Raw genomic sequence first — 19,156 nt, forward strand, 5'->3', positions numbered from 1 at the left:
TTACTCGAAAGCAGCCAGATATTTTTTGGCAATCGCATCCAGCGCTTTCCGCTCTTCAGGCTCCAGCAGCGCCGTCAACCGGTGCTGGTTGGCGACGTGGGCGGTAACAGTGCGTTCGACCAGTTCGAGCCCCGGCTGTGTCAGGGCGATCAGCACGCTGCGGCGATCCTCTGGATTGGTCAGCCGCTCAACCAGACCTGCCTTTTCCAGCTGATCGATCCGGTTGGTCATCGTTCCCGACGTGATCATTGTCGTGCCCAGCAGGTCGCCGGGCGACAGTTGGTAGGGCTTGCCGGAGCGCCGCAGGGCCGCCAGCACGTCGAAGCTCGCCGATGACAGCCCGAATTCCGAAAATGTCCTATCGACCTCGCGGCCAAGATAGGTGGATAGCCGCGCCAGCCTGCCGAGCAGGCCCATCGGCTCGACATCGAGGTCCGGGCGCTCCCTGCGCCACTGCACGAGAATTCTATCGACGTGATCTTCATCCATGGTTTTTGGTACGCAGGATTCATCTTGACGTCAAGATAATCGATGTTATTCTCAATTTATCTTGAAATCGAGATACTTTAAATGAAGATAAAATCCTCCTCCCTCGCTGATATCGCCTTGACGGCGATTGCGCCCGCCATCTGGGGCAGCACCTATGTGGTCACCACCGAATTTTTGCCGCATGGCTATCCCCTGACAGTCGCCATGCTGCGCGCGCTTCCCGCAGGCCTGATCCTGCTTCTCATCGTCCGGCAATTGCCGCAGGGCATCTGGTGGGCGCGCAGCTTCATCCTCGGCGCTCTCAATTTCTCGTTCTTCTGGGCCATGCTGTTTGTCTCGGCCTATCGCCTGCCCGGCGGCGTCGCGGCAACCGTCGGCGCCATCCAGCCGCTGATCGTCGTCATGCTGGCGCGGATGCTGATCGGAACGCCGGTGAGGACAATGGCAATCGCCGCCGGGATCGTCGGCATAGCCGGTGTCGGCCTGCTGGTGCTGACACCCGGCGCAACGCTCGATCCGATCGGCATCATCGCCGGGCTGGCCGGGGCGGTCTCCATGGCGTTTGGCACGGTGCTGTCACGGCATTGGGCGCCGCCGGTATCCAGCCTTACCTTTACCGCGTGGCAGTTGACCGCCGGTGGCCTCTTGCTGGTACCGGTCGCCCTGTTATTCGAGCCGGCCCTGCCAATGCCGACCATGGCCAATATTCTTGGCATGGCATGGCTGGGACTGATCGGAGCGGCCTTCACCTATCTCCTGTGGTTTCGCGGCCTGTCCAAGCTTGAGCCCGCAGCCGTCGCCTCACTCGGCTTCCTCAGCCCGTTGGTGGCCACGCTGCTTGGCTGGAGTGTGCTTGGCCAGAACCTGACGCCGCTGCAGATTGTTGGCATGGTTACGGTTCTGGTCAGCGTGTGGCTTGGACAACGGGCGCAGATGGCACCGCGTCCTGCAGCCCCGCTCGCAGCAAAAACGGTCAGCCCTTAGCCGCCTTCTCCGTCGCCGCGGCCAACCCCTTGGAGATTGGCCCGGTGATATCCGCCAACAGCATTGCCGTCAGCCCGGCGGCGGTGGTTCCGCCATAGTCCGTAAAGATCCGGACTGTATCGGCCGGTGTTTCCGAAGCCCCGGCCAGCCATGTCCCGGCACCCAGAAAAAGCTGGCGGACAGCGATGTCGGCCACATCCGGCGCCACCCCGTTTTTAATCGCATCCCGGATCATCACATCGGCAAAAGCGGCAATGAAGGCCGGACCAGAACCGGTCAGCGCGGTGAAATAATCCAGCTCGCTTTCCGTGGACACCCTCACTGCCCTTCCGGAGCAGGCAAAGAAGCCGTCGGCGAAATCAGCGTCCGCTGCCGTGATGCCGGGGGTTGAAAACCAGGGCGTGAAGGACAGGCCCTGTTCGGCGCAGGCGTTCGGCATGGCGCGGATGATGTGCTCGCTTTTGAACCGTGCTGTGAGCGCCGCCGCGGGCAAACGCGCCATGACCGAGATGATCAGTTTACCGGACAGATCAAGATCGAGCGCTCCGACATCTTCCGGCCGCACCGAAAGAATGATGATATCAGACCGGGCCGCCAGCTCGGCATTATCGGTGGTAAACCGAACATCCGGCCAAGCTTCGAACCCTGCCCTATTGCCGCTGCGCGACGATAGAACCAGATCGGCGGCAGCGACGAACCCTTTGGCCAGCGCGGGGCGAAGCAAAGCCCCGCCCAGCCAGCCGGTCCCGCCGATGACGCCGAGCGTGGTCAAGCCCATTCGCCCTTGCGCATGACCGGAACCTTGGCCCCGTCAGCGCGAACGCCGTCGATATCGACCTCACCGGAGCCGATCATCCAGTCGATATGAATCAAGCTGGAATTGCCGCCCTGTGCGGCGATCTGTTCCTGGCTGAGCGAAGCACCGTCGAGGAAGCATTTCGAATAGCACTGACCGAGCGCGATGTGGCAGGAGGCATTTTCATCGAACAGCGTGTTATAAAACAGGACGCCGCTGGCCGAGATCGGCGAGGAATGCGGCACCAGCGCCACTTCCCCGAGACGGCGGGCGCCTTCATCCGTATCCAGCACCTTGTTCAGTACCTCCTCGCCCTTCGACGCCTTGGCCTCAACGATCCGGCCGCCTTCGAAGCGGACCTGGATATTGTCGATCAGCGTGCCCTGATGCGACAGCGGCTTGGTGCTCGACACATGGCCTTCGACGCGCAGTGCATGCGGCGTGGTGAAGACTTCCTCGGTCGGAATGTTCGGGTTGCAGGTAATGCCGTTCTTCGCCGTCGAAGCGCCGCCGTGCCATTCGTGACCATCGGCCAACCCGACCGTCAGGTCCGTGCCGGGGCTGGTGAAATGCAGGGCGGAAAAACGCTCGCCGTTCAGCCATTTGGAACGCTTGGCGAGGTTGGCATTGTGCTCTGCCCAGGCGGCAATCGGATCTGCAACATCGACGCGGGAGGCGGCAAAAATCGCGTTTGCGAGCTTTTCGACGGCGACCTGTTCGATGTCATCCGGGAACATCTGCTTGGCCCAAGCGGGGTTGGGATAGGAAACGATGTTCCAGTTGATGTCGAAATTGGAGATCTTTTCGAGGGCCGGCTTGTAGGCCATCGACATCGCCTTGTTGGCGCGTGCCACCTTGGCCGGGTCCTGTGCGGCCAGCATCATCGGATTGTCACCGGAAATGGCAAGACGCGCGGTGTTGCTGCTGAAAGCCTTGGCCATGCCGTCGTAGAGCCAGCCGCTGGCCTTGTCGAAACTCTCGTCAGGGGCATGGGCGTAACGGGCAAGCGTCGTTTCCTCGTCGGAATAGAACGTCGTCACCAGCCCTGCCCCGGCGATATAGGCATGCTTGGTGATCAGCCGCACTAGCGGCAGGGCGGCGATCGGCGCGGTGATCAACAGATCCTGTCCGCGCTCAAGCCGGAGCCCGACCTTGATGGCGACTTCGGCCAGCTTGTCCAGTTTGACGGGATCGACGGCTTGGTGGGCGGGAGAGGTCATCGCATATTCCTGCTGGCTGGTTTTCCGAACCACTGGTTTAGAGCGGTTCGGATCAAAACAGAAGGCCTTTGCGATCACGCAGCGATCCTGCTGTGCGTCAGGAGATAGGCGCCATGATGCTGCAGGAACGCGAGCAGCCGCTCGGGATAATCCGGCGCCACCGCGCTTACCACGCTCGGCCGGACTGCTAGCGCCTGGCGCCAGGCGTTGACACGCGGCAGCCCATCAAAAATGCCGCTTGGAAGCAGCGCCTCGAACAGTTCGAAATAGCGGAACACCGGCGCAAAGGCCGCATCGACCATGCTGAATTGTGAGCCGGCGAAATACGGCCCCTTGGCAAGCTCCTGCTCAAGCGTGGCGAACTTCGTCCGAAGGACCTGGCACTTTGCTTCGAACCGCGCCACATCCGCCGTCGTTTCGTACACCCAGAGATCGGCGAGGATGGAGGAACCGAACTCCATCCAGCCGCGATGCAGGGCGCGCTGCAGGGGATCGGCGGGGTGAAGCGGTGCGCCACGCTGCGTTTCCTCCAGATATTCACAGATGACCGCGCTTTCGAACAGGATCGCATCGGCACGGCCGCGCGGAACCGCCAGCAACGGCACCTTGCCGAGCGGCGAGATCCGCAGGAACCAATCCGGCTTGGCGGCGAGATCGATATAGGTCCGCTCGAAGGGGACGCCCTTTTCCGACAGGACGATCGAGGCGCGCTGAACATAGGGGCAGAGATGATGGCTGATGAGGGTGAGAACTTTCGAGTGCATGACAAGTCTCCAGTTATTTATATGCAATTGCATATATTGTCATTTGCCAATCCCGTAAAGATAGATGTAAATGCATTTATGTCTGAGAAGCGAACCGATACCAATCAGGCGCCAAGCGCCGATGTCACCCGGGCCTGGATCAACCTGATGCGGGCGCAGCAGCGCGTGCTTGGCGCGATCGAGCGCGATTTCAAAGACGCAGGAATGCCGCCGCTCGGCTGGTATGATGTGCTGTGGGAACTGGCGCGGGCGCCGGACGGGCGGCTGCGGCCGTTCGAAATTGAGGAGCGGACGCTGCTGGCACAGTACAATCTCTCCCGCCTGATCGACAGGCTGGAAAAGGAAGGCCTTGTCGAGCGCCGCACCTTCGATGACGACGGCCGGGGCCGCTGGGTAATGATCACCGAAAAGGGCCGCAGCCTGCGCGAAGCGATGTGGGAGGTCTATGGCAAATCAATCGCGCGGCATGTCGGCGCCAAGCTGCCGGAGGGCGATGCGGCCCAACTTGCGGCGCTGCTGTCGAAACTCGCCTGAGATCAGGCAATCAGGGGGGCTGCGACCGCATTCAGGGCCTTGCGCGCTTCATCTGGTGCGAGCCGCACCTGCAAGCCGCGCTGGCCACCGTTGATATAGACCAGCGGCTCGGCAAGGACTGCCTCCTCGATCGCCGTCGGCACCTGTTTCTTCTGCCCGAACGGGCTGATGCCGCCGACATGATAGCCGGTCAGCCGCTCGGCTTCCGCCGGTTTCATCATGTTAGCCGACTTGCCCTGAAACGCCGCGGCCAGCTTCTTCATGCTGACTTCACGATCAGAGGGCACGACGACGCAGACAGGCTTGCCATCGACCTCCGCCATCAGCGTCTTCAACACACGGCAGGGCTCTTCGCCCAGCGCCTCCGCCGCCGCCATGCCGATCCGGTCGGCAGACGGATCGTAATCATAGGTATGAACGGTGAAGGCGGCTGCGGCTTTCGTCAACGCAAGCGTTGCCCGGGTGCTCTTCGACATGATCTACCCCTGGAAAAGGCTGGCATAAATCTCCGGCTTGAAACCGGCGGTAAGCGTTCCATCGTGATCTAGCACCGGGCGCTTGATCATCGACGGCTGAGCGAGCATCAGAGCGATCGCCTTGTCTTCGTTGAGATCCTGCTTATCGGCATCCGGAAGCGCGCGAAATGTGGTTCCGGCGCGGTTCAGCACCGTTTCCCAGCCCAAGGCTGCCGTCCAGCGCTCAAGCGCCTCGCGAGAAATACCGGACGCCTTGTAATCGTGGAAATCATAGGCGATCCCTTGAGCGTCCAGCCAGGTACGCGCCTTCTTCATCGTGTCGCAGTTTTTGATGCCGTAAATGGTCACGCTCATGCACTTTTCCTCATTGCAGGCCCTCATTGCAGGCAAGCGGGATAGCATGAAGATACCCGGCTGAGAATATCTTCATCCGGACGCATCAGCCCGCCTTCACGCCGATCCGCTACGGCAGAGCGGCGACGGTTCTGACGGCGTGGCTGGCGCCCGCGCGCGCCACCTTTCACCGGCTTTTCGTAGAGCGCAGCCTGCGGATTTGGGGAAAGCACGGCAGTTCAGTCCATCGAGAAGCAGTGACAACCGCCAGCGGTGCGGCGATTGTCCATCCATAAGCTCAGGCAACATGTTGCCACGCCATCAGAGATCACCGGCGCGGTTAGGCCTCAAGCGCACCGGGCTTACGCACTGCCTTCGTCTGCTCGTCACAGGCGATTTTCATCAGGTTGTCGCGCCGGCGTGCGAAGCGCTGCGAGGTGCGCGTCGCGACCAGGCCGGCCTGGGGCGCGTGAATATCGATCGAGCCTCCTTCCATGCCCGGCGCCGTGACGATCGTCGCCAGCAGATCACCGGCAGCGACGGTATCGCCGATGGTGCGGTGAAACAGCACGGCACCGGCCTGCGGCGCACGGATCATCTCGATATTGTCGAGCGGCGTCACCTTGCCCTTGTAAGGCTCAAGCGCTGCGACAGTGCCGCCAACTGCGCCGCGAGCGGCTAGAAAGCGCCAGAGCCCGTCCGCATCCTTGCGGGCCGTGTCCGGATAGACATCGCGCGTGCCGCGAAGCTCGACCGTGACCGCCAGACGGCCGGGCAGCCGCTTTGCCTTCTCGGCAGTTTCATGCTTCCAGGCATAACCGACAGCCTCCTCGAAGGCGCTGCTTTCGCCATCGGCCAGAAACACGGCTTCCATATCAAGCGCCGATGCCAGATCGGCGGCTTCCGGCCAGAACGCCTCATCGACATAGGTATATTGCACGGACTCATCGTCGCAATGCAGATCGAGCATGAGGTCGGCGCCGAGCGCCATATGCAGCAATTGACGCTTCAGCTGCTCGACTGCCGGATAACGATCGAGATCCTCGATCAGCGTCTCGCGCTCTCCAATGAGGATCAGCGGAAACTCGCGGTTGAAATTGGTGCGCGACCCCAGATCGAAACGGCCCTGCAGATCGCCGAAATGCGATTGCGCGGTGCCGATCGGATTGGCCTGCGGGACGATCGTGATGTCGCTGAGGATCGTGCCGTCGGCATCCGCCTGACGCAACTTTTCGCACAGGAAATGCAGAAGTGCCGTGCCCGGAAGCTCGTTGGCATGCAAGGCTGCCTGGATATAGATTTTCGGCGCCTTAGCATCGCGACCTTTAAAGCGGATCACCGGCAGCCGCCACTCGGCGCCAGGCGTATCTCCCTTGATGACGATTTCAGAAATGTCCATGAATACCCTCCCGTTTGCAATTTCAGCGGCTTATGCGGCTTCCGGCCGACAGGTGCAAGACGCCAAAAATTGCAGCGTGTCCGGCGGCACGGCATCATGACCACAGCCGTCGCCGTGATCGCTGAAACGCCATCGCGGCGAGCCTCCGCAGCCCCGTTGCGTGCGAGGCTTCACAAAGAGACGGTTCATTTCCCTTTAGAAAGGCGAACAAAACAGGACAAGCGCTTGACCTGCCGCCCGGCAGGCCAAGTTTGGTGAAAGAAGCCTCAACCCAGCAGCGGCCAGCGATCGAGATATTCATATTCGCTCTTGCCGATGAGACTGCGGATGAGCACGAACTCGCGCGCAATCCAGCGGACGGGCTCTGCCAGCAAATGTTCCGGCACCGGCGTTTCATCATAAAGCACCGTCATATGCGGCATGAAGCGCGGATTGTAGGTGAAAGTCAGACCGACCGCCCACATTTCCTTGGCGAGTTGGACGTGCAGGTCCATCATTTCCTCGCTGCGGATCGCATTCGCCAGAACGACAGCCTTGGCGCTGGTAAAATGCATGGCACGATCGAAATTCACCTCGAAAGGCGCTGCTTTGACGGTGGCCATCGCCGCGGAGACAGCAAAGACGATATCGTCCGGGAAGTCCGGATAGTTGCCGATGCCATTCAGCGAGACATGCATCAGTTCATGCGGGCGGGGAGTTTTCGACAAGCCATAGCGCTGCGCAATGTCCCTTCCTGTCTCGACGGCCTGCAATGCAACCTCCCGTTCCGGCACAAGGGCCAAGAACAGGTTGCTTTTTCCAAGCTCGCCTGCCTGTCTCTGGCGGGTCTTCGCCGCCGCGGCGCCGCCGCCATGACCGAATGAAAATGACTTCTGTTCACTGCGCACAACTTCATTTCCGGCTCTTCCAAGCATGGCAGACCTCATCTCTTTTTGGATGTCGCTACTATACGCGAGTCGAATTCAAGATCAAGAACAAAACAGGAACATTGTGAATTTATTCCCACACGCCGTTAAGGGATGCGGGCCGGCGTTGCACCAATTTGACCCTGCAGCATCAGCGGCAACATCACCTTCGAGAGGCCATTCCAGAGCAAGAAACGGGTGGCGGAATGATGAAAACTGCGGGAAACTGCGACCATGACCTATGTGCATAAAATCATCGCATCCCCCGTCGGCAAACTTGAGCTTGTTGCGCGGGGTGACGGCTTGGCTGCCATCCTCTGGGAGAAGGATGACCCAAAGCGCGTGCGGCTGGGCGAAAGACAGGAACGCCCGGATCATCCTGTTCTGCTTGAAACCGAACGGCAGTTGGACGAATATTTCGCAGGCGCCCGAAGGGACTTTACCGTCCCGCTTGATCTGGCCGGCACCGGCTTTCAGAAAGCAGCCTGGCACGCACTGTTGACGATCCCGTTCGGCGAAACCCGGACCTATGCCGAGATCGCCAGGCAGATCGGTCATCCGACGGCATACCGGGCGATGGGAGCGGCCAATGGCAGAAATCCGGTGTCGATCATCGTACCCTGCCACCGCGCCATCGGATCGGATGGCCAGCTGCATGGCTTTGCCGGCGGACTGGATGCCAAGCGATATCTGCTTGCACTGGAGCGCAACAGACTGAACGCGGCGGCCTGACGGACGACCGCGTATTTTTGCCCCTGCTGCCTTGCGCGGGGAATAGAAGGAGTGGAACGATGGCAGAGAAAGCACAAACCTATCACGTCTTCAAAACGGCCGGCGGCTACTGCGGCATTGCCTGGAACGATATCGGCGTCACCCGGTTCCAATTACCGGCGCAAAGCGCCGAAGCCACCGAGCGCAACGTGCTGCGCCGGGTGCCAGGTGCCGAAGCGGGCGAACCGACGCCCGCTATCAACGAGGTCATCGCCGCCGTCCGGCGGTATTTTGACGGCGAGACCATCGATTTCTCGGATGTCGCCGTCGATCTGGATGGCCAGGACGAATTTTTCCGGCAGATCTACCATGCGCTGCGCCGCGTCGGTTGGGGCCATACGACCACCTATGGCAGCATCGCCAAGGAACTCGGCGCCGGGCCGCAGGCCGCCCGCGATGTCGGTCAGGCGATGGCCAGGAACCCGGTGCCCTTGATTATCCCGTGTCACCGCGTACTTGCCGCCGGCGGCAAGGTCGGCGGGTTCTCCGCACCCGGCGGCGCCACCTCCAAAGTCCGCATGCTGGAACTGGAAGGGGTCCATACCGGCGCGCCGGAGCCGGCGCAGCAATCGTTGCTGCTGTAAACAGCCGCGGTTTGTGCAACGGTAGCAATCACGGCAATAATCGGAAGGCATGGATCGCAATCCGGCCGCCGATTGCCCAGAAGGAACGCGCTTCCTTCTTCGGAACCCATTGACAATTTTGCGAAATTTGCCCTTCTTGTTGTGTCTCGCAGAACGTGGAGACAATCATGCATATTCCTTATGCCGGTTCCGGCCCCTATTGCTACGCCAACTCTTTCGCCATGATGTTCGGCGCCAATGCGCCATCCATCGGCGTCGTTGAATTCGCCATGGTGGCACGCTTCCCTTTTTCGATCCTTACGGCTGGACGCCGGAAGCAAGTTTCAACGATGCCCTGGCCGCGTTGGGCTGGCGGTCGGAAATGCTGCGTAATGACGACCCACAAGCCGCGCTTCTTGCGCTGAGCACGGCCCTTGCTGATGGGCCGGTCTGGATCGGACCTGTCGAGATGGGTTACCTCAGCCACCAGCCGGGAATGACAGGCCCTATCGGCGCAGACCATTACCTCATCGTGGCCGAGATCGATGATCACTCGGTTCTGATGCACGATCCGCAAGGCTATCCCTATGCCCGGCTTCCCATCAGCCTGTTTCTCAAAGCCTGGCAAGCTGAAACCGTCGACTATGCATCGCCGTTCACCATGCGCTCCGGTTTTCGCCAGATAGAGCGAAAGTCCGAGCGTGACATCATCCTGTCGGCCATGCCGGCCGCGAGACGGTGGCTGGCGATGGAAAACGCCGTTCATGTCCCTCCTGGAACCATTGGTAACGGCGAGGCGGCGGAAGCGCTTGCTGAAGTCATCGAGCGAGGCATGGATGATGACCTGCGCGGTCATCTCATCCACTTCGCGGTGCGCGTCGGATCACGGCGGGCTGCGGATGCAGCCACATGCATGATCAAGGCCGGCTACGACCGCGCCGCACAAATCCTCGACCGGCAGGCACGCCTCATCGGCGCCCTGCAATATCCCCTCGTCATACGCGACGATGCGACAGCAGCCGCCGGTCTTCGATCGCTGGCCCCGACTTATGGCGACCTGCTGCATGTACTAAGTTCGCGGTAGAACGGCACCCCCGGACGCCCGCAAGTCCGCTTCATCCAGGCAAAAACCGGCAGAGGCCTGCGCTGTTGTCACCCGGCTGCTCTATCACCGTAAAAGCCGGGTGAACGCATCTACGGTTCGGAGCGGTCAGCCTCTGCAACCAGCCAATCCCAGAGCTCCGTTACCACCGGGTGCCGCAGATTGCGCGGATGAGCCGCCAGCATGAAAGGTTTGGCCGAGGTCATTCCCCGGTCACCAAGGAGTACAAGCTCGCCCTTCGCCAGCCGCTCCGATGCGAGGTTGATGCTGCCGAGGCAGACGCCGAAACCGCGCGCGGCGGCATCGAGCATGATGCCGGAATCGGAGAAATTGAGACCCGTGACGAGTGCGCCACCATCAAGCCCTCCGGCCAGAAACCATTTCTGCCAGTCGTCCTCCGTCTCGTCATGCAGCATCGGAAAGTCGAGGAACGTCTGCCCATCCGGATTAGCAGGCATCGTGGCTCTGAGGGAAGGCGCACACATCGGCCACAGTGTATCGGTGAACAGCACGGCCGACACCATGCCATCCCAGTTTCCGCGTCCATGCGTCACCAGAATGTCGATTTCGGATTCGGCGAGGTTCACCTCCTCCTCCGTAGTCACCAGCCATGGCTCCATATCCGGATGACTGGCCTTGAGCTTTGCCAGCCGCGGCATATACCAGCCGGCGGCAAAGGATGGCGGCATCGCCAGAACAACCGAACCGGGCTTTGTATAGAAGCCGAGCCTGCGGACACCCAACCGCAGTGTTTCCAATGTGGCAGCCACGGTATCGTGGAAATCCCGCCCGGCATCCGTCAGCTCGACGCGCCGGTTGAGGCGCAGGAAAAGCGGTTGTCCGAAATGCTCCTCCAGCGCCCGAACCTGATGACTGACCGCCGATTGCGTCATGTTCAGCTCTTGCGCCGCCAGCGAAAAACTGGACAGCCGCGCAGCGGCCTCAAAGCCGGCCATTGCCGCCATCGGCGGCAGGTTTCGATAGGGGTTCACATGAGATTTTTTCATCAAACACCTTAAAGATTCGCGTTTGCACGCGGATTGCACAGCTCTTAGATTTTGATTGCTCATGATGCGCTGCTGCAGCGTCCTTTACTGATGAGAAATTTTAATCCCGGGGTCAATGATGCAGAATGCCAATGGCACACCGAAACAGACTGGGTTCCGCATGCCGGCGGAATGGGAACATCATGAGCGCAGCTGGATGATGTGGCCGGCAAGAGCCGGGTTCTGGGACGACATCGCCGCCACCAGGCGCGACTATGCAGCGGTCGCCCATGCCATCCGCGCGTTTGAACCGGTTACCATGGCTGTACGGCCAGAGGATGCGGCGGAGGCCCGTTCGATGCTGGGCGGCGATATTGCGCTGGCGATCACCGCGATCGACGATTCCTGGGCGCGCGACGCTGGTCCGTGCTTTCTCGTCGATGACCACGGTGCGCGGGCTGGCGTGAATTTCAGGTTCAACGCCTGGGGCGGCAAATATCAGCCGCATGACAAGGACGACGCGTTTGCCGGCTACGTGCTTCAGCAAACGAATGTCCGGACGTTCAATTCACGCCTCGTCGCGGAAGGCGGCGGCATGTCCGTGGACGGTGAAGGCACGATTCTGACCACCGAAAGCTGCTTTCCCAACATCAATCGCAATCCGGACTGGACGCGAGACGAGATCGAGCTTGAACTCAAGGATATGCTTGGCGGCAACAAAGTGATCTGGCTGCCTGGCAACCCGGAGGAAATCGAAACGGACGGCCATGTCGATGGCATTGCCACCTTCGTGGCTCCGGGTGTTGTGCTGATCGAACATGCCGGAGATCCGCAATCCCCGTGGCACGCCATCAGCATGGCCAACATCCGGGCGCTTGAAGGCCAGACAGACGCCAAGGGACGGCAGATCAAACTGATCACCATCCCCGAGGCGGTTGAGGCGGAGGCGATTGGTGATAGGTTCTGCCGGTCCTATGTCAATTCGTACCTGGTCAACGGCGGCGTGATCATGCCGCGCTATGGCGTCCGCAGTGACGATCTGGTGCGCGAAACGTTTGAAGCGCTGTTTCCCGGCCGCACGGTGCGCCAGGTTTCCATCGACAATATCGCAGTCGGTGGCGGCGGCATCCATTGCATCACCCAGCAAGAGCCGGCGGCGTAATCACGGCAGGAATGCCGGAACCCCAGGCCGGCGCTGGCCACCGGCGAAACAGTGCATCCCCCATTCGCATAAGGAGTTCTTGATGATGAAACGGCGAAATTTCCTGAAGCGAAGCCTGCTGGTTTCCGGAGGCGCGCTCGCAACGGGCGCTTTTGCCAACAGCTTCAGCACGACAGCCGCTGCGCAGGACAGCGTGTGGCGCATGCCCGACGAAGGCGAGCGCCATGCTGCAACATGGATGGCCTTTGGCCCGAGCGCTGATGTCTGGGGCCGCAAGCTGCTTCCCGTGGCCAGAGAAAACCTAGCCAGCATCGCCAAGGCGATTGCGGCGCACGAACCTGTGAAGATGCTGGTGCGCGAAGAGGAGCACGACATCGCAGCGCGCCTGTGCGGCCCCTCGGTGACGCTGGTGGTTCAGCCTATCGATGACCTGTGGATGCGCGACACCGGGCCGGTGTTCGTGAAGAACGAGGCGGCGCAAGCCGGCGCAGTCGGCTTCAACTTCAACGGCTGGGGCGGCAAGCAGGAGCATGATGATGACGCACAAGTCGCCAGCTTCATTGCAGATGCGGTCAACACCAAATTCATCGAAACGGATCTGGTTCTCGAAGGCGGCGGCATCGAGGTGGATGGCGAAGGCACGGCAATCATCACCGAAAGCTGCGTGCTCAACGCCAACCGCAACCCCGGCGTCAGCAAGGCGCAGTGCGAGGAGGAACTCTCCCGCCTGCTCGGCATTCGCAAGGTCATCTGGCTGCCGGGTATCGCCGGCATGGACATCACCGACGGCCATACCGATTTCTATGCGCGTTTTGCCACGCCCGGCGTGGTCGTTGCCGGTCTGGACCTGGACCCGGATTCCTATGACCACGCCGTCACCAAACGCCATCTGGAGATCCTGCGGCGATCCACGGACGTCAACGGGAAAAAACTGGATGTCGTGGTGCTGGAAGGCCCCTCAACCGTGCGCGCAAAATACGAGAACAAGGAGTTCGCGGCCGGCTACATCAATTTCTACGTTTGCAACGGCGCCGTCATCGCCCCGGAATTTGGCGACCGGAAGGCCGACAACAATGCGCGCGACACGTTGCGGGACCTATTCCCGGGCCGGGACATCATCCAATTGAACATCGACGGCATCGCCGCTGGCGGCGGCGGCATCCACTGCACCACCCAACAGCAACCCGCCTGAAAAACGTTTTGAGCAGGATGCCCGCTTCTTCAAACCAGCAGCGGCCGGATCATGCACGCCTGCCGCCGGATTGCCGATTAAGCTTCCGGCCCACGACCAGCATTGACATCGCCTCGGGCATCGAAGATACTTCACTACATGGTGAAGTATCGAACATCCCCCATTGACCGTACATTTTCAGCGCTTGCCGATCCGACGCGGCGGCAGGTGCTGATGCGGTTGAAGGACGAGCCGGGGCTGTCGGTGAGCGAGCTTGCCCGGCCATTGTCGCTGAAGCTGCCGGGCATCATGAAGCATCTCGACGTCCTGTCCGATGCCGGATTGATCACCCGGACCAAGACCGGCCGGACCGTGTCGGTCAATCTCTCGGCCGGGCCGATGCAGGATGCGATGGCGTGGCTCAATCAGTATGAACGGCTCTGGACGGTCAGCATCGACCGGCTGGTGGCGCTGGTGGAAGAGGATGACGGACAATGATCAACAGCGTTGCGAGCGTCACCATCGTCCGCAGGATCAAGGCCTCGCCGGCCAGGGTCTGGGCGGCGATCACCCGGCCCGAACAGATGCTGAAATGGTGGGGCCCTGATGCCGGACCGACGCTCAAGGCCGAAGCCGATGTGCGACCCGGCGGCCGCTTCAGCGTTCTGTTCCGCCTGCTGAACGGCGAGGAACACAATCCCACCGGCATCTACCGGGACGTGCTTCCCGAGCGCAAGCTGGTTTTTACCTGGGAATGGCCCGGTATGCCCGAACGGGAATCCCTGGTGACATTCCTGCTCAGGCCACTCGATGGCGGCACCGAGCTCACCTTGATCCACGCGCAGCTCCCCGATGAAGAAGCGCGGGAAAGCCATGAGCGGGGCTGGAGCGGCCTGCTCGACAAGCTGCCGATCTTTCTTGGAGAAAAACCATGAGCGACTTGACCCTTATCACCTTCGACTGGGTTCCCGAAATGCCGCGGGGATTTGTACGTGACATCAGGGTGCGCTGGGCACTGGAGGAAGCGGGCCTGCCCTACCGCGTCGAGGGTGTGTCATTCAGCGGCCGCAATGCCGACCATTTCGCCCACCAGCCCTTCGGCCAGGTGCCGTGGCTGACCGATGGCGAGCTATCGATCTTCGAGAGCGGTGCGATCCTGTTGCATCTGGCGGAAATGAGCGATGCACTGATGCCGGGAGACCTGCGTGAACGCAACGCAGTGAAAGAATGGCTGTTTGCGGCACTCAATTCGGTCGAGATGGCAAGCCTGCCCTGGTCCCTGCTGATGTTCTCCGGCAATAATGACGGCACGCCCGGATGGAAGTTCTTTGACGGCTTCCTTCATCAGCACCGGCTGAAGCACATGGAGGCGGTACTTGCGGGACGCGAATGGTTGGCCGGACGCTTCTCTGTCGCCGATATCCTGATGGCGGATGTGCTGCGCCTGGTCGACCGGTTCGACGGGCTGGCGAACTATCCCGCCTGCCGTGCCTATGTCGCCCGCGCCACGGCCCGCCCCGCCTTTATCAAGGCGCACGCGGACCAGATGGCCCATTTTGCCAAAGGTGATGCAGCCACCGCCGCGAACTAGCGCGGCGGGCCAACACTACTGCCTTATTCCCACTCGATTGTGCCCGGCGGCTTGCTCGTCACATCGTAAACGACGCGGTTGATGCCGCGAACTTCGTTGATGATGCGCGTGGCGGCGCGGCCGAGGAAATCCATGTCGTAATGGTAGAAATCCGCCGTCATGCCGTCGACCGAGGTGACGGCGCGCAGCGCGCAGACGAATTCGTAGGTGCGGCCATCGCCCATGACACCGACGGTCTGGACCGGCAGCAACACGGCAAACGCCTGCCAGATGGCGTCGTAGAGGCCAGCCTTGCGGATCTCGTCGAGATAGACAGCATCGGCTTCGCGCAGGATTTCCAGTTTTTCGCGGGTGATACCGCCCGGGCAGCGGATGGCAAGGCCCGGACCCGGGAACGGGTGGCGACCGATGAAGCTATCGGGCAGACCAAGCTCCTTGCCGAGAACGCGGACTTCGTCCTTGAACAGTTCGCGCAACGGCTCGACCAGCTGCATGTTCATGCGGGCAGGCAGGCCGCCGACATTGTGGTGCGACTTGATGGTGACCGAGGGGCCGCCGGTGAAGGAGACGCTTTCGATCACATCCGGATAGAGCGTACCCTGGGCAAGGAAATCGGCGCCGCCGAGCTTCTTGGCTTCCGCCTCGAATACGTCGATGAACAGCTTGCCGATAGTCTTACGCTTGGTTTCCGGATCGCTTTCGCCTTCCAGCGCATTGATGAACATGTCGGATGCATCGACATGAACGAGGTGCAGGTTGTAGTGCTCCTTGAACATGGCGACGACATCGGCCGCCTCGTTCTTGCGCATCAGGCCGTGGTCGACGAGGATGCAGGTGAGCTGGTCGCCGACGGCTTCATGGATCAGCAGAGCCGCAACGGATGAATCAACGCCGCCGGACAGGCCGCAGATGACACGCTTGTCGCCAACCTGCTTGCGGATTTCAGCAACAGCCTTTTCGCGGTAGGCGGCCATCGACCAGTCGCCCTTGAGACCAGCGATCTTATGAACGAAGTTGGCGAGCAGCTTGGCGCCATCCGGTGTGTGCACGACTTCCGGATGGAACTGGACGGCGTAGAATTTCTTGTCTTCGTTGGCGATGAAGGCAAACGGCGCGTTCGGCGATGTCGCAACAACATCGAAACCGGCCGGAATCGCGGTGACGCGGTCGCCATGGCTCATCCACACCTGATGGCGGGAACCAACAGTCCAGAGACCGTCGTAAAGCGCGCATTCCTTGTCGATCTCGATGAAGGCGCGGCCAAACTCGCGGTGATGGCCCGCCTCGACCTTGCCACCGAGCTGCTCGCACATGGTCTGCTGGCCATAGCAGATGCCAAGGACCGGCAGGCCGCTGTCGAAAATCACCTGCGGCGCACGCGGCGAGCCGATATCGAGCGTCGAGGCCGGGCTGCCGGACAGGATGACCGCCTTCGGCTTCAGCCGCTTGAAGCCTTCTTCTGCCGACTGGAAAGGCACGATCTCGCAATAGACGCCGGTCTCGCGCACGCGGCGCGCGATCAGCTGGGTGACCTGGCTGCCGAAATCGACGATGAGAACGGTATCGGGATGGACTGTCGCTGTCATGACGCGCTTCCGTTGGCTTGGGCTTATGTGATGGGGAACTATGGCGAGCCTTTAAATAAAGGCGCGCCCAAGCGCAACGATTACATTGCACCCGGACAATTTTGCGGCCTCAAACGGTGATTTCGCCGGTTTTCAGGGCGTTTTCCAGTGCATCGGCAGCGTTCGCCAGCTTCTCGTCGATCACGTGCAGATATTCCGTCCAGTCGCTGACGTGCTTGAGTTCGGCCTTGCCATCGGAAATGCCGCGCAAGCCGATCAGCGGCAGGCCGAACGACTGGCAGGCGCGCAACACGGCAAAGGTTTCCATCTCGACCATATCGGCGGCGATCGTCTCATAGGTCGCACCGGACACGATGTTGGCGCCGGTCGACAGGCTCGCCTGTTTGACGCCCGGAATACGCAGCGGCAGATCGACGACGACAGGCAAATCCAGAAACGGCGTCGCGCCCTTTTCAAAACCCAGCGGCGAAGCATCCATGTCGCGATAGGCAACCGAGGTGGCCTGATAGACTTCCGCCTGTTCCAGCTGGGCTGAACCGGCCGAGCCGAGCGAGACGACGAGATCGGGCAGGCTGTCGCGGTGCGCCAGCTCGGCAAGCGTCCGTGTCAGCGCCACGGCGGCCTCGACCGGGCCGACGCCGGTCATCAGCGGCGAGATGCGCTCGCGCAGATGCACGCCATATTCGGCATCGACGGCCATGACATAGAGCAGCGTCTTGCCCGCCACATGCTTCAGTTCGAACGTCATCCTTCAATTCCCTCGCGTCCACGGATCACCATCATCGTGCCGGTCATCGATGCAATCAACTTGGCCGGGCCATCCTGTGAAATCGCATAGCCCCGGCCATCGGAAACGATGATCGTTGTACCGGGCTTGGTGACTTCGCCGCGAAACAGGAAGCGTTCGCCCCGGCCCGGCGACATCAAATTGACCTTGAACTCGATGGTGAGGATCGAGGCTTCGGGATCGATCACCGAATAGGCGGCATAGGTGCCGGCCGCATCGAGCGCCGCCGAAATGATGCCGGCATGCAGGAAACCATGCTGCTGCGTCAGCTTCTCGTCGAAGGGAAGCTCGATCTCGACGGACCCCTGTTCCACACGCGTCAACTCCGCCCCGATAGTCGCCATCGCGGCCTGCCGATCGAAACTCTTGCGGATGCGCTCGCGAAATTCCACCGTGTGCTCTCTTGCCCTAAGTTGTCCGTTGCGCAGACAGTCGCATGGCGGAAAAACCAGGACAAGCCTCAATTCATGAGGAAAATCGATGTGTTGAGCAGCGTGGCGAAGGCGACCCAGGCGAGATAGGGCGTAAACAGCAGCGCGGAGAGACCATCCTGTTTCCGACTCACCATGATGAAGCCGATGATCGAGATCAACAGCGCAATAATGACGATCAGGGCCATGGCAATCTCCTGAAACCCGAAGAACAGCGGCGACCAGGCAAAATTGAAAATCATCTGCGCCACCCAGAATCGCATGGCGGCGGTGCGACTATGATTGAGGAAGGTACGGGCGCCGACAAAGCCGATGATGACATAGAGGATCGACCAGACCGGCGCGAAAATCCAATTGGGCGGATTGAAGGACGGCTTGACCAGCGCCTGATACCATTCGCCGGGGATATTGTTGATCCCGATCAAAAGGCCGCAGCCGAGAACGAGGGCAATGAAGAGGATGTAGATCAAAGTACGGTTCATACCGCAGACATAGGGCATGCCGCGGCGAACGCCAGCCGGGATGGGGCTTTTAATTTGGCAACAGCGATCCCAATATCCTTTCATGGATGACGACACATCTATCGTGATCAGACCGGGTACAGGAGACGATCTGTTCATGATCGCCGGGGTGCTGGTCGATACATGGCGGTCGACCTTTCGCGGTTTGTTGGCGGACGACTTTCTCGACGGCATGTCCCGCGAGGAACAGGCCGTGCGCCATGCCCGCAGGATGGGCGCTCCCGGGGTCTACTATCTCGTGGCAGCCGATCCTTCCGCCGGTGAGATCGTCGGCTTCGTCAATTTCGGGCCAGGACGTGGCAAGGTTCCCGATGATATCCACGAGATTTATGCGCTGTATGTCCGGGCCGAGTATCAGGGTTCGGGGATCGGCACCGCGCTTGTGCGGGCGGCGGCACAGCATAGTGCCGGGCGATGCGCCAGATCGCTATTTGCCTGGGTCCTGGCCGGCAATCCCAACCGGCGGTTCTATGAAAAACTGGGCGCGAGCGCGGTGGAAATGGCGGGGATCGGGTTGGGCAACAGAACCTACGATCAGGTCGCCTATCTCTGGGAGGATATCACGCTTCTGTTGCAGCCGTGATC

At 60.9% G+C, this 19,156-nt stretch carries 23 protein-coding genes and 1 pseudogene; 11 read left to right on the top strand and 13 right to left on the bottom strand.

Going from position 1 to position 19,156, the window contains the following annotated elements; all coding sequences use genetic code 11:
- The gene (locus ACSQ3J_RS06845; RefSeq protein WP_060500868.1) at positions 1-489 is read right to left on the bottom strand and encodes a MarR family winged helix-turn-helix transcriptional regulator; all 489 of its coding nucleotides are present in this window, start codon (positions 487-489) and stop codon (positions 1-3) included.
- Positions 490-570: 81 nt separating this feature from the next.
- Between ACSQ3J_RS06845 and ACSQ3J_RS06850 the strand changes: the two genes are divergently transcribed.
- Positions 571-1,473: an EamA family transporter gene (locus ACSQ3J_RS06850; RefSeq protein ID WP_060500869.1), complete on the top strand. Its 903-nt coding sequence runs from the start codon at positions 571-573 to the stop codon at positions 1,471-1,473.
- Here the strand turns inward: ACSQ3J_RS06850 and ACSQ3J_RS06855 are convergent.
- From ACSQ3J_RS06855 to ACSQ3J_RS06865, 3 genes are all read right to left on the bottom strand, one after another.
- Positions 1,463-2,251 carry a pyrroline-5-carboxylate reductase family protein gene (locus ACSQ3J_RS06855; protein WP_060500870.1) on the bottom strand — a complete coding sequence of 263 codons (789 nt, stop codon included), beginning with the start codon at positions 2,249-2,251 and terminating at the stop codon, positions 1,463-1,465. The genes ACSQ3J_RS06850 and ACSQ3J_RS06855 overlap by 11 nt on opposite strands.
- Positions 2,242-3,489 carry an aminopeptidase gene (locus ACSQ3J_RS06860; RefSeq protein WP_060501402.1) on the bottom strand — a complete coding sequence of 416 codons (1,248 nt, stop codon included), beginning with the start codon at positions 3,487-3,489 and terminating at the stop codon, positions 2,242-2,244. The genes ACSQ3J_RS06855 and ACSQ3J_RS06860 overlap by 10 nt, the downstream gene beginning before the upstream one ends.
- A gap of 74 nt (positions 3,490-3,563) precedes the next feature.
- On the bottom strand, positions 3,564-4,253 hold the full coding sequence (locus ACSQ3J_RS06865) for a glutathione S-transferase family protein (protein ID WP_060500871.1): 690 nt from the start codon (positions 4,251-4,253) through the stop codon (positions 3,564-3,566).
- Positions 4,254-4,331: 78 nt separating this feature from the next.
- Between ACSQ3J_RS06865 and ACSQ3J_RS06870 the strand changes: the two genes are divergently transcribed.
- Positions 4,332-4,787, top strand: a complete 456-nt coding sequence (locus tag ACSQ3J_RS06870; RefSeq protein ID WP_060501404.1) for a MarR family winged helix-turn-helix transcriptional regulator — start codon at positions 4,332-4,334, stop codon at positions 4,785-4,787.
- Positions 4,788-4,789: 2 nt separating this feature from the next.
- On the opposite strand, the gene ybaK is transcribed toward ACSQ3J_RS06870, so the two are convergent.
- From ybaK to ACSQ3J_RS06890, 4 genes are all read right to left on the bottom strand, one after another.
- Entirely contained in the window at positions 4,790-5,263 is a 474-nt protein-coding gene (ybaK, locus tag ACSQ3J_RS06875) for a Cys-tRNA(Pro) deacylase (protein WP_436038905.1), read from the bottom strand.
- 3 nt (positions 5,264-5,266) lie between these two features.
- The gene (locus ACSQ3J_RS06880; protein ID WP_060500874.1) at positions 5,267-5,617 is read right to left on the bottom strand and encodes an ArsC family reductase; all 351 of its coding nucleotides are present in this window, start codon (positions 5,615-5,617) and stop codon (positions 5,267-5,269) included.
- 319 nt (positions 5,618-5,936) lie between these two features.
- Positions 5,937-6,995 carry a M14 family zinc carboxypeptidase gene (locus tag ACSQ3J_RS06885; protein ID WP_060500876.1) on the bottom strand — a complete coding sequence of 353 codons (1,059 nt, stop codon included), beginning with the start codon at positions 6,993-6,995 and terminating at the stop codon, positions 5,937-5,939.
- Between the two features lie 266 nt (positions 6,996-7,261).
- Positions 7,262-7,882 (bottom strand): 2'-5' RNA ligase family protein, encoded by a 621-nt coding sequence (locus ACSQ3J_RS06890; RefSeq protein ID WP_162246311.1) that lies wholly within the window; start codon positions 7,880-7,882, stop codon positions 7,262-7,264.
- A gap of 252 nt (positions 7,883-8,134) precedes the next feature.
- Here ACSQ3J_RS06890 and ACSQ3J_RS06895 point away from each other — a divergent pair, with 252 nt between their 5' ends.
- The 3 genes and pseudogenes from ACSQ3J_RS06895 (at position 8,135) to ACSQ3J_RS06905 (ending at position 10,318) form a co-directional block, all read left to right on the top strand.
- Entirely contained in the window at positions 8,135-8,632 is a 498-nt protein-coding gene (locus ACSQ3J_RS06895; protein WP_060500879.1) for a methylated-DNA--[protein]-cysteine S-methyltransferase, read from the top strand.
- A gap of 59 nt (positions 8,633-8,691) precedes the next feature.
- On the top strand, positions 8,692-9,255 hold the full coding sequence (locus ACSQ3J_RS06900) for a methylated-DNA--[protein]-cysteine S-methyltransferase (RefSeq protein ID WP_060500881.1): 564 nt from the start codon (positions 8,692-8,694) through the stop codon (positions 9,253-9,255).
- A 164-nt stretch (positions 9,256-9,419) separates the two neighbouring features.
- A pseudogene (locus tag ACSQ3J_RS06905) lies at positions 9,420-10,318 on the top strand (hypothetical protein).
- 110 nt (positions 10,319-10,428) lie between these two features.
- On the opposite strand, the gene ACSQ3J_RS06910 reads toward ACSQ3J_RS06905, so the two are convergent.
- The gene (locus ACSQ3J_RS06910; protein WP_162246312.1) at positions 10,429-11,343 is read right to left on the bottom strand and encodes a LysR substrate-binding domain-containing protein; all 915 of its coding nucleotides are present in this window, start codon (positions 11,341-11,343) and stop codon (positions 10,429-10,431) included.
- A gap of 118 nt (positions 11,344-11,461) precedes the next feature.
- Here ACSQ3J_RS06910 and ACSQ3J_RS06915 point away from each other — a divergent pair, with 118 nt between their 5' ends.
- From ACSQ3J_RS06915 to ACSQ3J_RS06935, 5 genes are all read left to right on the top strand, one after another.
- Positions 11,462-12,484, top strand: a complete 1,023-nt coding sequence (locus ACSQ3J_RS06915; RefSeq protein ID WP_200956609.1) for an agmatine deiminase family protein — start codon at positions 11,462-11,464, stop codon at positions 12,482-12,484.
- Positions 12,485-12,686: 202 nt separating this feature from the next.
- A complete protein-coding gene (locus ACSQ3J_RS06920; protein ID WP_436038907.1) occupies positions 12,687-13,676 on the top strand; it encodes an agmatine deiminase family protein in 990 nt (329 codons plus the stop codon).
- Between the two features lie 138 nt (positions 13,677-13,814).
- Positions 13,815-14,153 carry an ArsR/SmtB family transcription factor gene (locus ACSQ3J_RS06925; protein ID WP_060500886.1) on the top strand — a complete coding sequence of 113 codons (339 nt, stop codon included), beginning with the start codon at positions 13,815-13,817 and terminating at the stop codon, positions 14,151-14,153.
- A complete protein-coding gene (locus ACSQ3J_RS06930) occupies positions 14,150-14,590 on the top strand; it encodes an SRPBCC family protein (RefSeq protein WP_060500888.1) in 441 nt (146 codons plus the stop codon). The genes ACSQ3J_RS06925 and ACSQ3J_RS06930 overlap by 4 nt, the downstream gene beginning before the upstream one ends.
- The gene (locus ACSQ3J_RS06935) at positions 14,587-15,246 is read left to right on the top strand and encodes a glutathione S-transferase family protein (RefSeq protein ID WP_060500890.1); all 660 of its coding nucleotides are present in this window, start codon (positions 14,587-14,589) and stop codon (positions 15,244-15,246) included. The genes ACSQ3J_RS06930 and ACSQ3J_RS06935 overlap by 4 nt, the downstream gene beginning before the upstream one ends.
- A 23-nt stretch (positions 15,247-15,269) precedes the next feature.
- Here ACSQ3J_RS06935 and guaA read toward each other — a convergent pair whose 3' ends face one another.
- From guaA to ACSQ3J_RS06955, 4 genes are all read right to left on the bottom strand, one after another.
- A complete protein-coding gene (gene guaA, locus ACSQ3J_RS06940; protein ID WP_060500892.1) occupies positions 15,270-16,832 on the bottom strand; it encodes a glutamine-hydrolyzing GMP synthase in 1,563 nt (520 codons plus the stop codon).
- A gap of 109 nt (positions 16,833-16,941) precedes the next feature.
- Complete coding sequence (locus tag ACSQ3J_RS06945; protein ID WP_060500894.1) at positions 16,942-17,580, bottom strand: 5'-methylthioadenosine/S-adenosylhomocysteine nucleosidase; 639 nt, start codon at positions 17,578-17,580, stop codon at positions 16,942-16,944.
- Positions 17,577-17,963 (bottom strand): PaaI family thioesterase, encoded by a 387-nt coding sequence (locus ACSQ3J_RS06950; protein WP_200954882.1) that lies wholly within the window; start codon positions 17,961-17,963, stop codon positions 17,577-17,579. Before ACSQ3J_RS06950 ends, ACSQ3J_RS06945 begins: the two co-directional genes overlap by 4 nt.
- Positions 17,964-18,079: 116 nt before the next feature.
- Positions 18,080-18,532: a TspO/MBR family protein gene (locus ACSQ3J_RS06955; protein WP_060501411.1), complete on the bottom strand. Its 453-nt coding sequence runs from the start codon at positions 18,530-18,532 to the stop codon at positions 18,080-18,082.
- Positions 18,533-18,668: 136 nt separating this feature from the next.
- On the opposite strand from ACSQ3J_RS06955, the gene ACSQ3J_RS06960 reads away from it, so the two are divergent.
- Positions 18,669-19,154 (top strand): GNAT family N-acetyltransferase, encoded by a 486-nt coding sequence (locus tag ACSQ3J_RS06960; protein WP_244489758.1) that lies wholly within the window; start codon positions 18,669-18,671, stop codon positions 19,152-19,154.
- The last annotated feature ends 2 nt before the right edge of the window (positions 19,155-19,156 follow it).

The organism is Rhizobium sp. LjRoot98 (genome assembly GCF_964252935.1).
Classification (GTDB): Bacteria; Pseudomonadota; Alphaproteobacteria; order Rhizobiales; family Rhizobiaceae; genus Pararhizobium.

Coding starts and splice junctions, on each gene's coding strand:
- ACSQ3J_RS06845 (WP_060500868.1), bottom strand. CDS start 489: ATGGATGAAGATCACGTCGATAGAATTCTCGTGCAGTGGCGCAGGGAG.
- ACSQ3J_RS06950 (WP_200954882.1), bottom strand. CDS start 17,963: ATGGCGACTATCGGGGCGGAGTTGACGCGTGTGGAACAGGGGTCCGTC.
- ACSQ3J_RS06925 (WP_060500886.1), top strand. CDS start 13,815: ATGGTGAAGTATCGAACATCCCCCATTGACCGTACATTTTCAGCGCTT.
- guaA (WP_060500892.1), bottom strand. CDS start 16,832: ATGACAGCGACAGTCCATCCCGATACCGTTCTCATCGTCGATTTCGGC.
- ACSQ3J_RS06915 (WP_200956609.1), top strand. CDS start 11,462: ATGCAGAATGCCAATGGCACACCGAAACAGACTGGGTTCCGCATGCCG.
- ACSQ3J_RS06960 (WP_244489758.1), top strand. CDS start 18,669: ATGATCGCCGGGGTGCTGGTCGATACATGGCGGTCGACCTTTCGCGGT.
- ACSQ3J_RS06865 (WP_060500871.1), bottom strand. CDS start 4,253: ATGCACTCGAAAGTTCTCACCCTCATCAGCCATCATCTCTGCCCCTAT.
- ACSQ3J_RS06895 (WP_060500879.1), top strand. CDS start 8,135: ATGACCTATGTGCATAAAATCATCGCATCCCCCGTCGGCAAACTTGAG.
- ACSQ3J_RS06870 (WP_060501404.1), top strand. CDS start 4,332: ATGTCTGAGAAGCGAACCGATACCAATCAGGCGCCAAGCGCCGATGTC.
- ACSQ3J_RS06930 (WP_060500888.1), top strand. CDS start 14,150: ATGATCAACAGCGTTGCGAGCGTCACCATCGTCCGCAGGATCAAGGCC.
- ACSQ3J_RS06955 (WP_060501411.1), bottom strand. CDS start 18,532: ATGAACCGTACTTTGATCTACATCCTCTTCATTGCCCTCGTTCTCGGC.
- ACSQ3J_RS06855 (WP_060500870.1), bottom strand. CDS start 2,251: ATGGGCTTGACCACGCTCGGCGTCATCGGCGGGACCGGCTGGCTGGGC.
- ACSQ3J_RS06880 (WP_060500874.1), bottom strand. CDS start 5,617: ATGAGCGTGACCATTTACGGCATCAAAAACTGCGACACGATGAAGAAG.
- ACSQ3J_RS06935 (WP_060500890.1), top strand. CDS start 14,587: ATGAGCGACTTGACCCTTATCACCTTCGACTGGGTTCCCGAAATGCCG.
- ACSQ3J_RS06850 (WP_060500869.1), top strand. CDS start 571: ATGAAGATAAAATCCTCCTCCCTCGCTGATATCGCCTTGACGGCGATT.
- ACSQ3J_RS06910 (WP_162246312.1), bottom strand. CDS start 11,343: ATGAAAAAATCTCATGTGAACCCCTATCGAAACCTGCCGCCGATGGCG.
- ACSQ3J_RS06860 (WP_060501402.1), bottom strand. CDS start 3,489: ATGACCTCTCCCGCCCACCAAGCCGTCGATCCCGTCAAACTGGACAAG.
- ACSQ3J_RS06920 (WP_436038907.1), top strand. CDS start 12,687: ATGCCCGACGAAGGCGAGCGCCATGCTGCAACATGGATGGCCTTTGGC.
- ACSQ3J_RS06900 (WP_060500881.1), top strand. CDS start 8,692: ATGGCAGAGAAAGCACAAACCTATCACGTCTTCAAAACGGCCGGCGGC.
- ybaK (WP_436038905.1), bottom strand. CDS start 5,263: ATGTCGAAGAGCACCCGGGCAACGCTTGCGTTGACGAAAGCCGCAGCC.
- ACSQ3J_RS06885 (WP_060500876.1), bottom strand. CDS start 6,995: ATGGACATTTCTGAAATCGTCATCAAGGGAGATACGCCTGGCGCCGAG.
- ACSQ3J_RS06945 (WP_060500894.1), bottom strand. CDS start 17,580: ATGACGTTCGAACTGAAGCATGTGGCGGGCAAGACGCTGCTCTATGTC.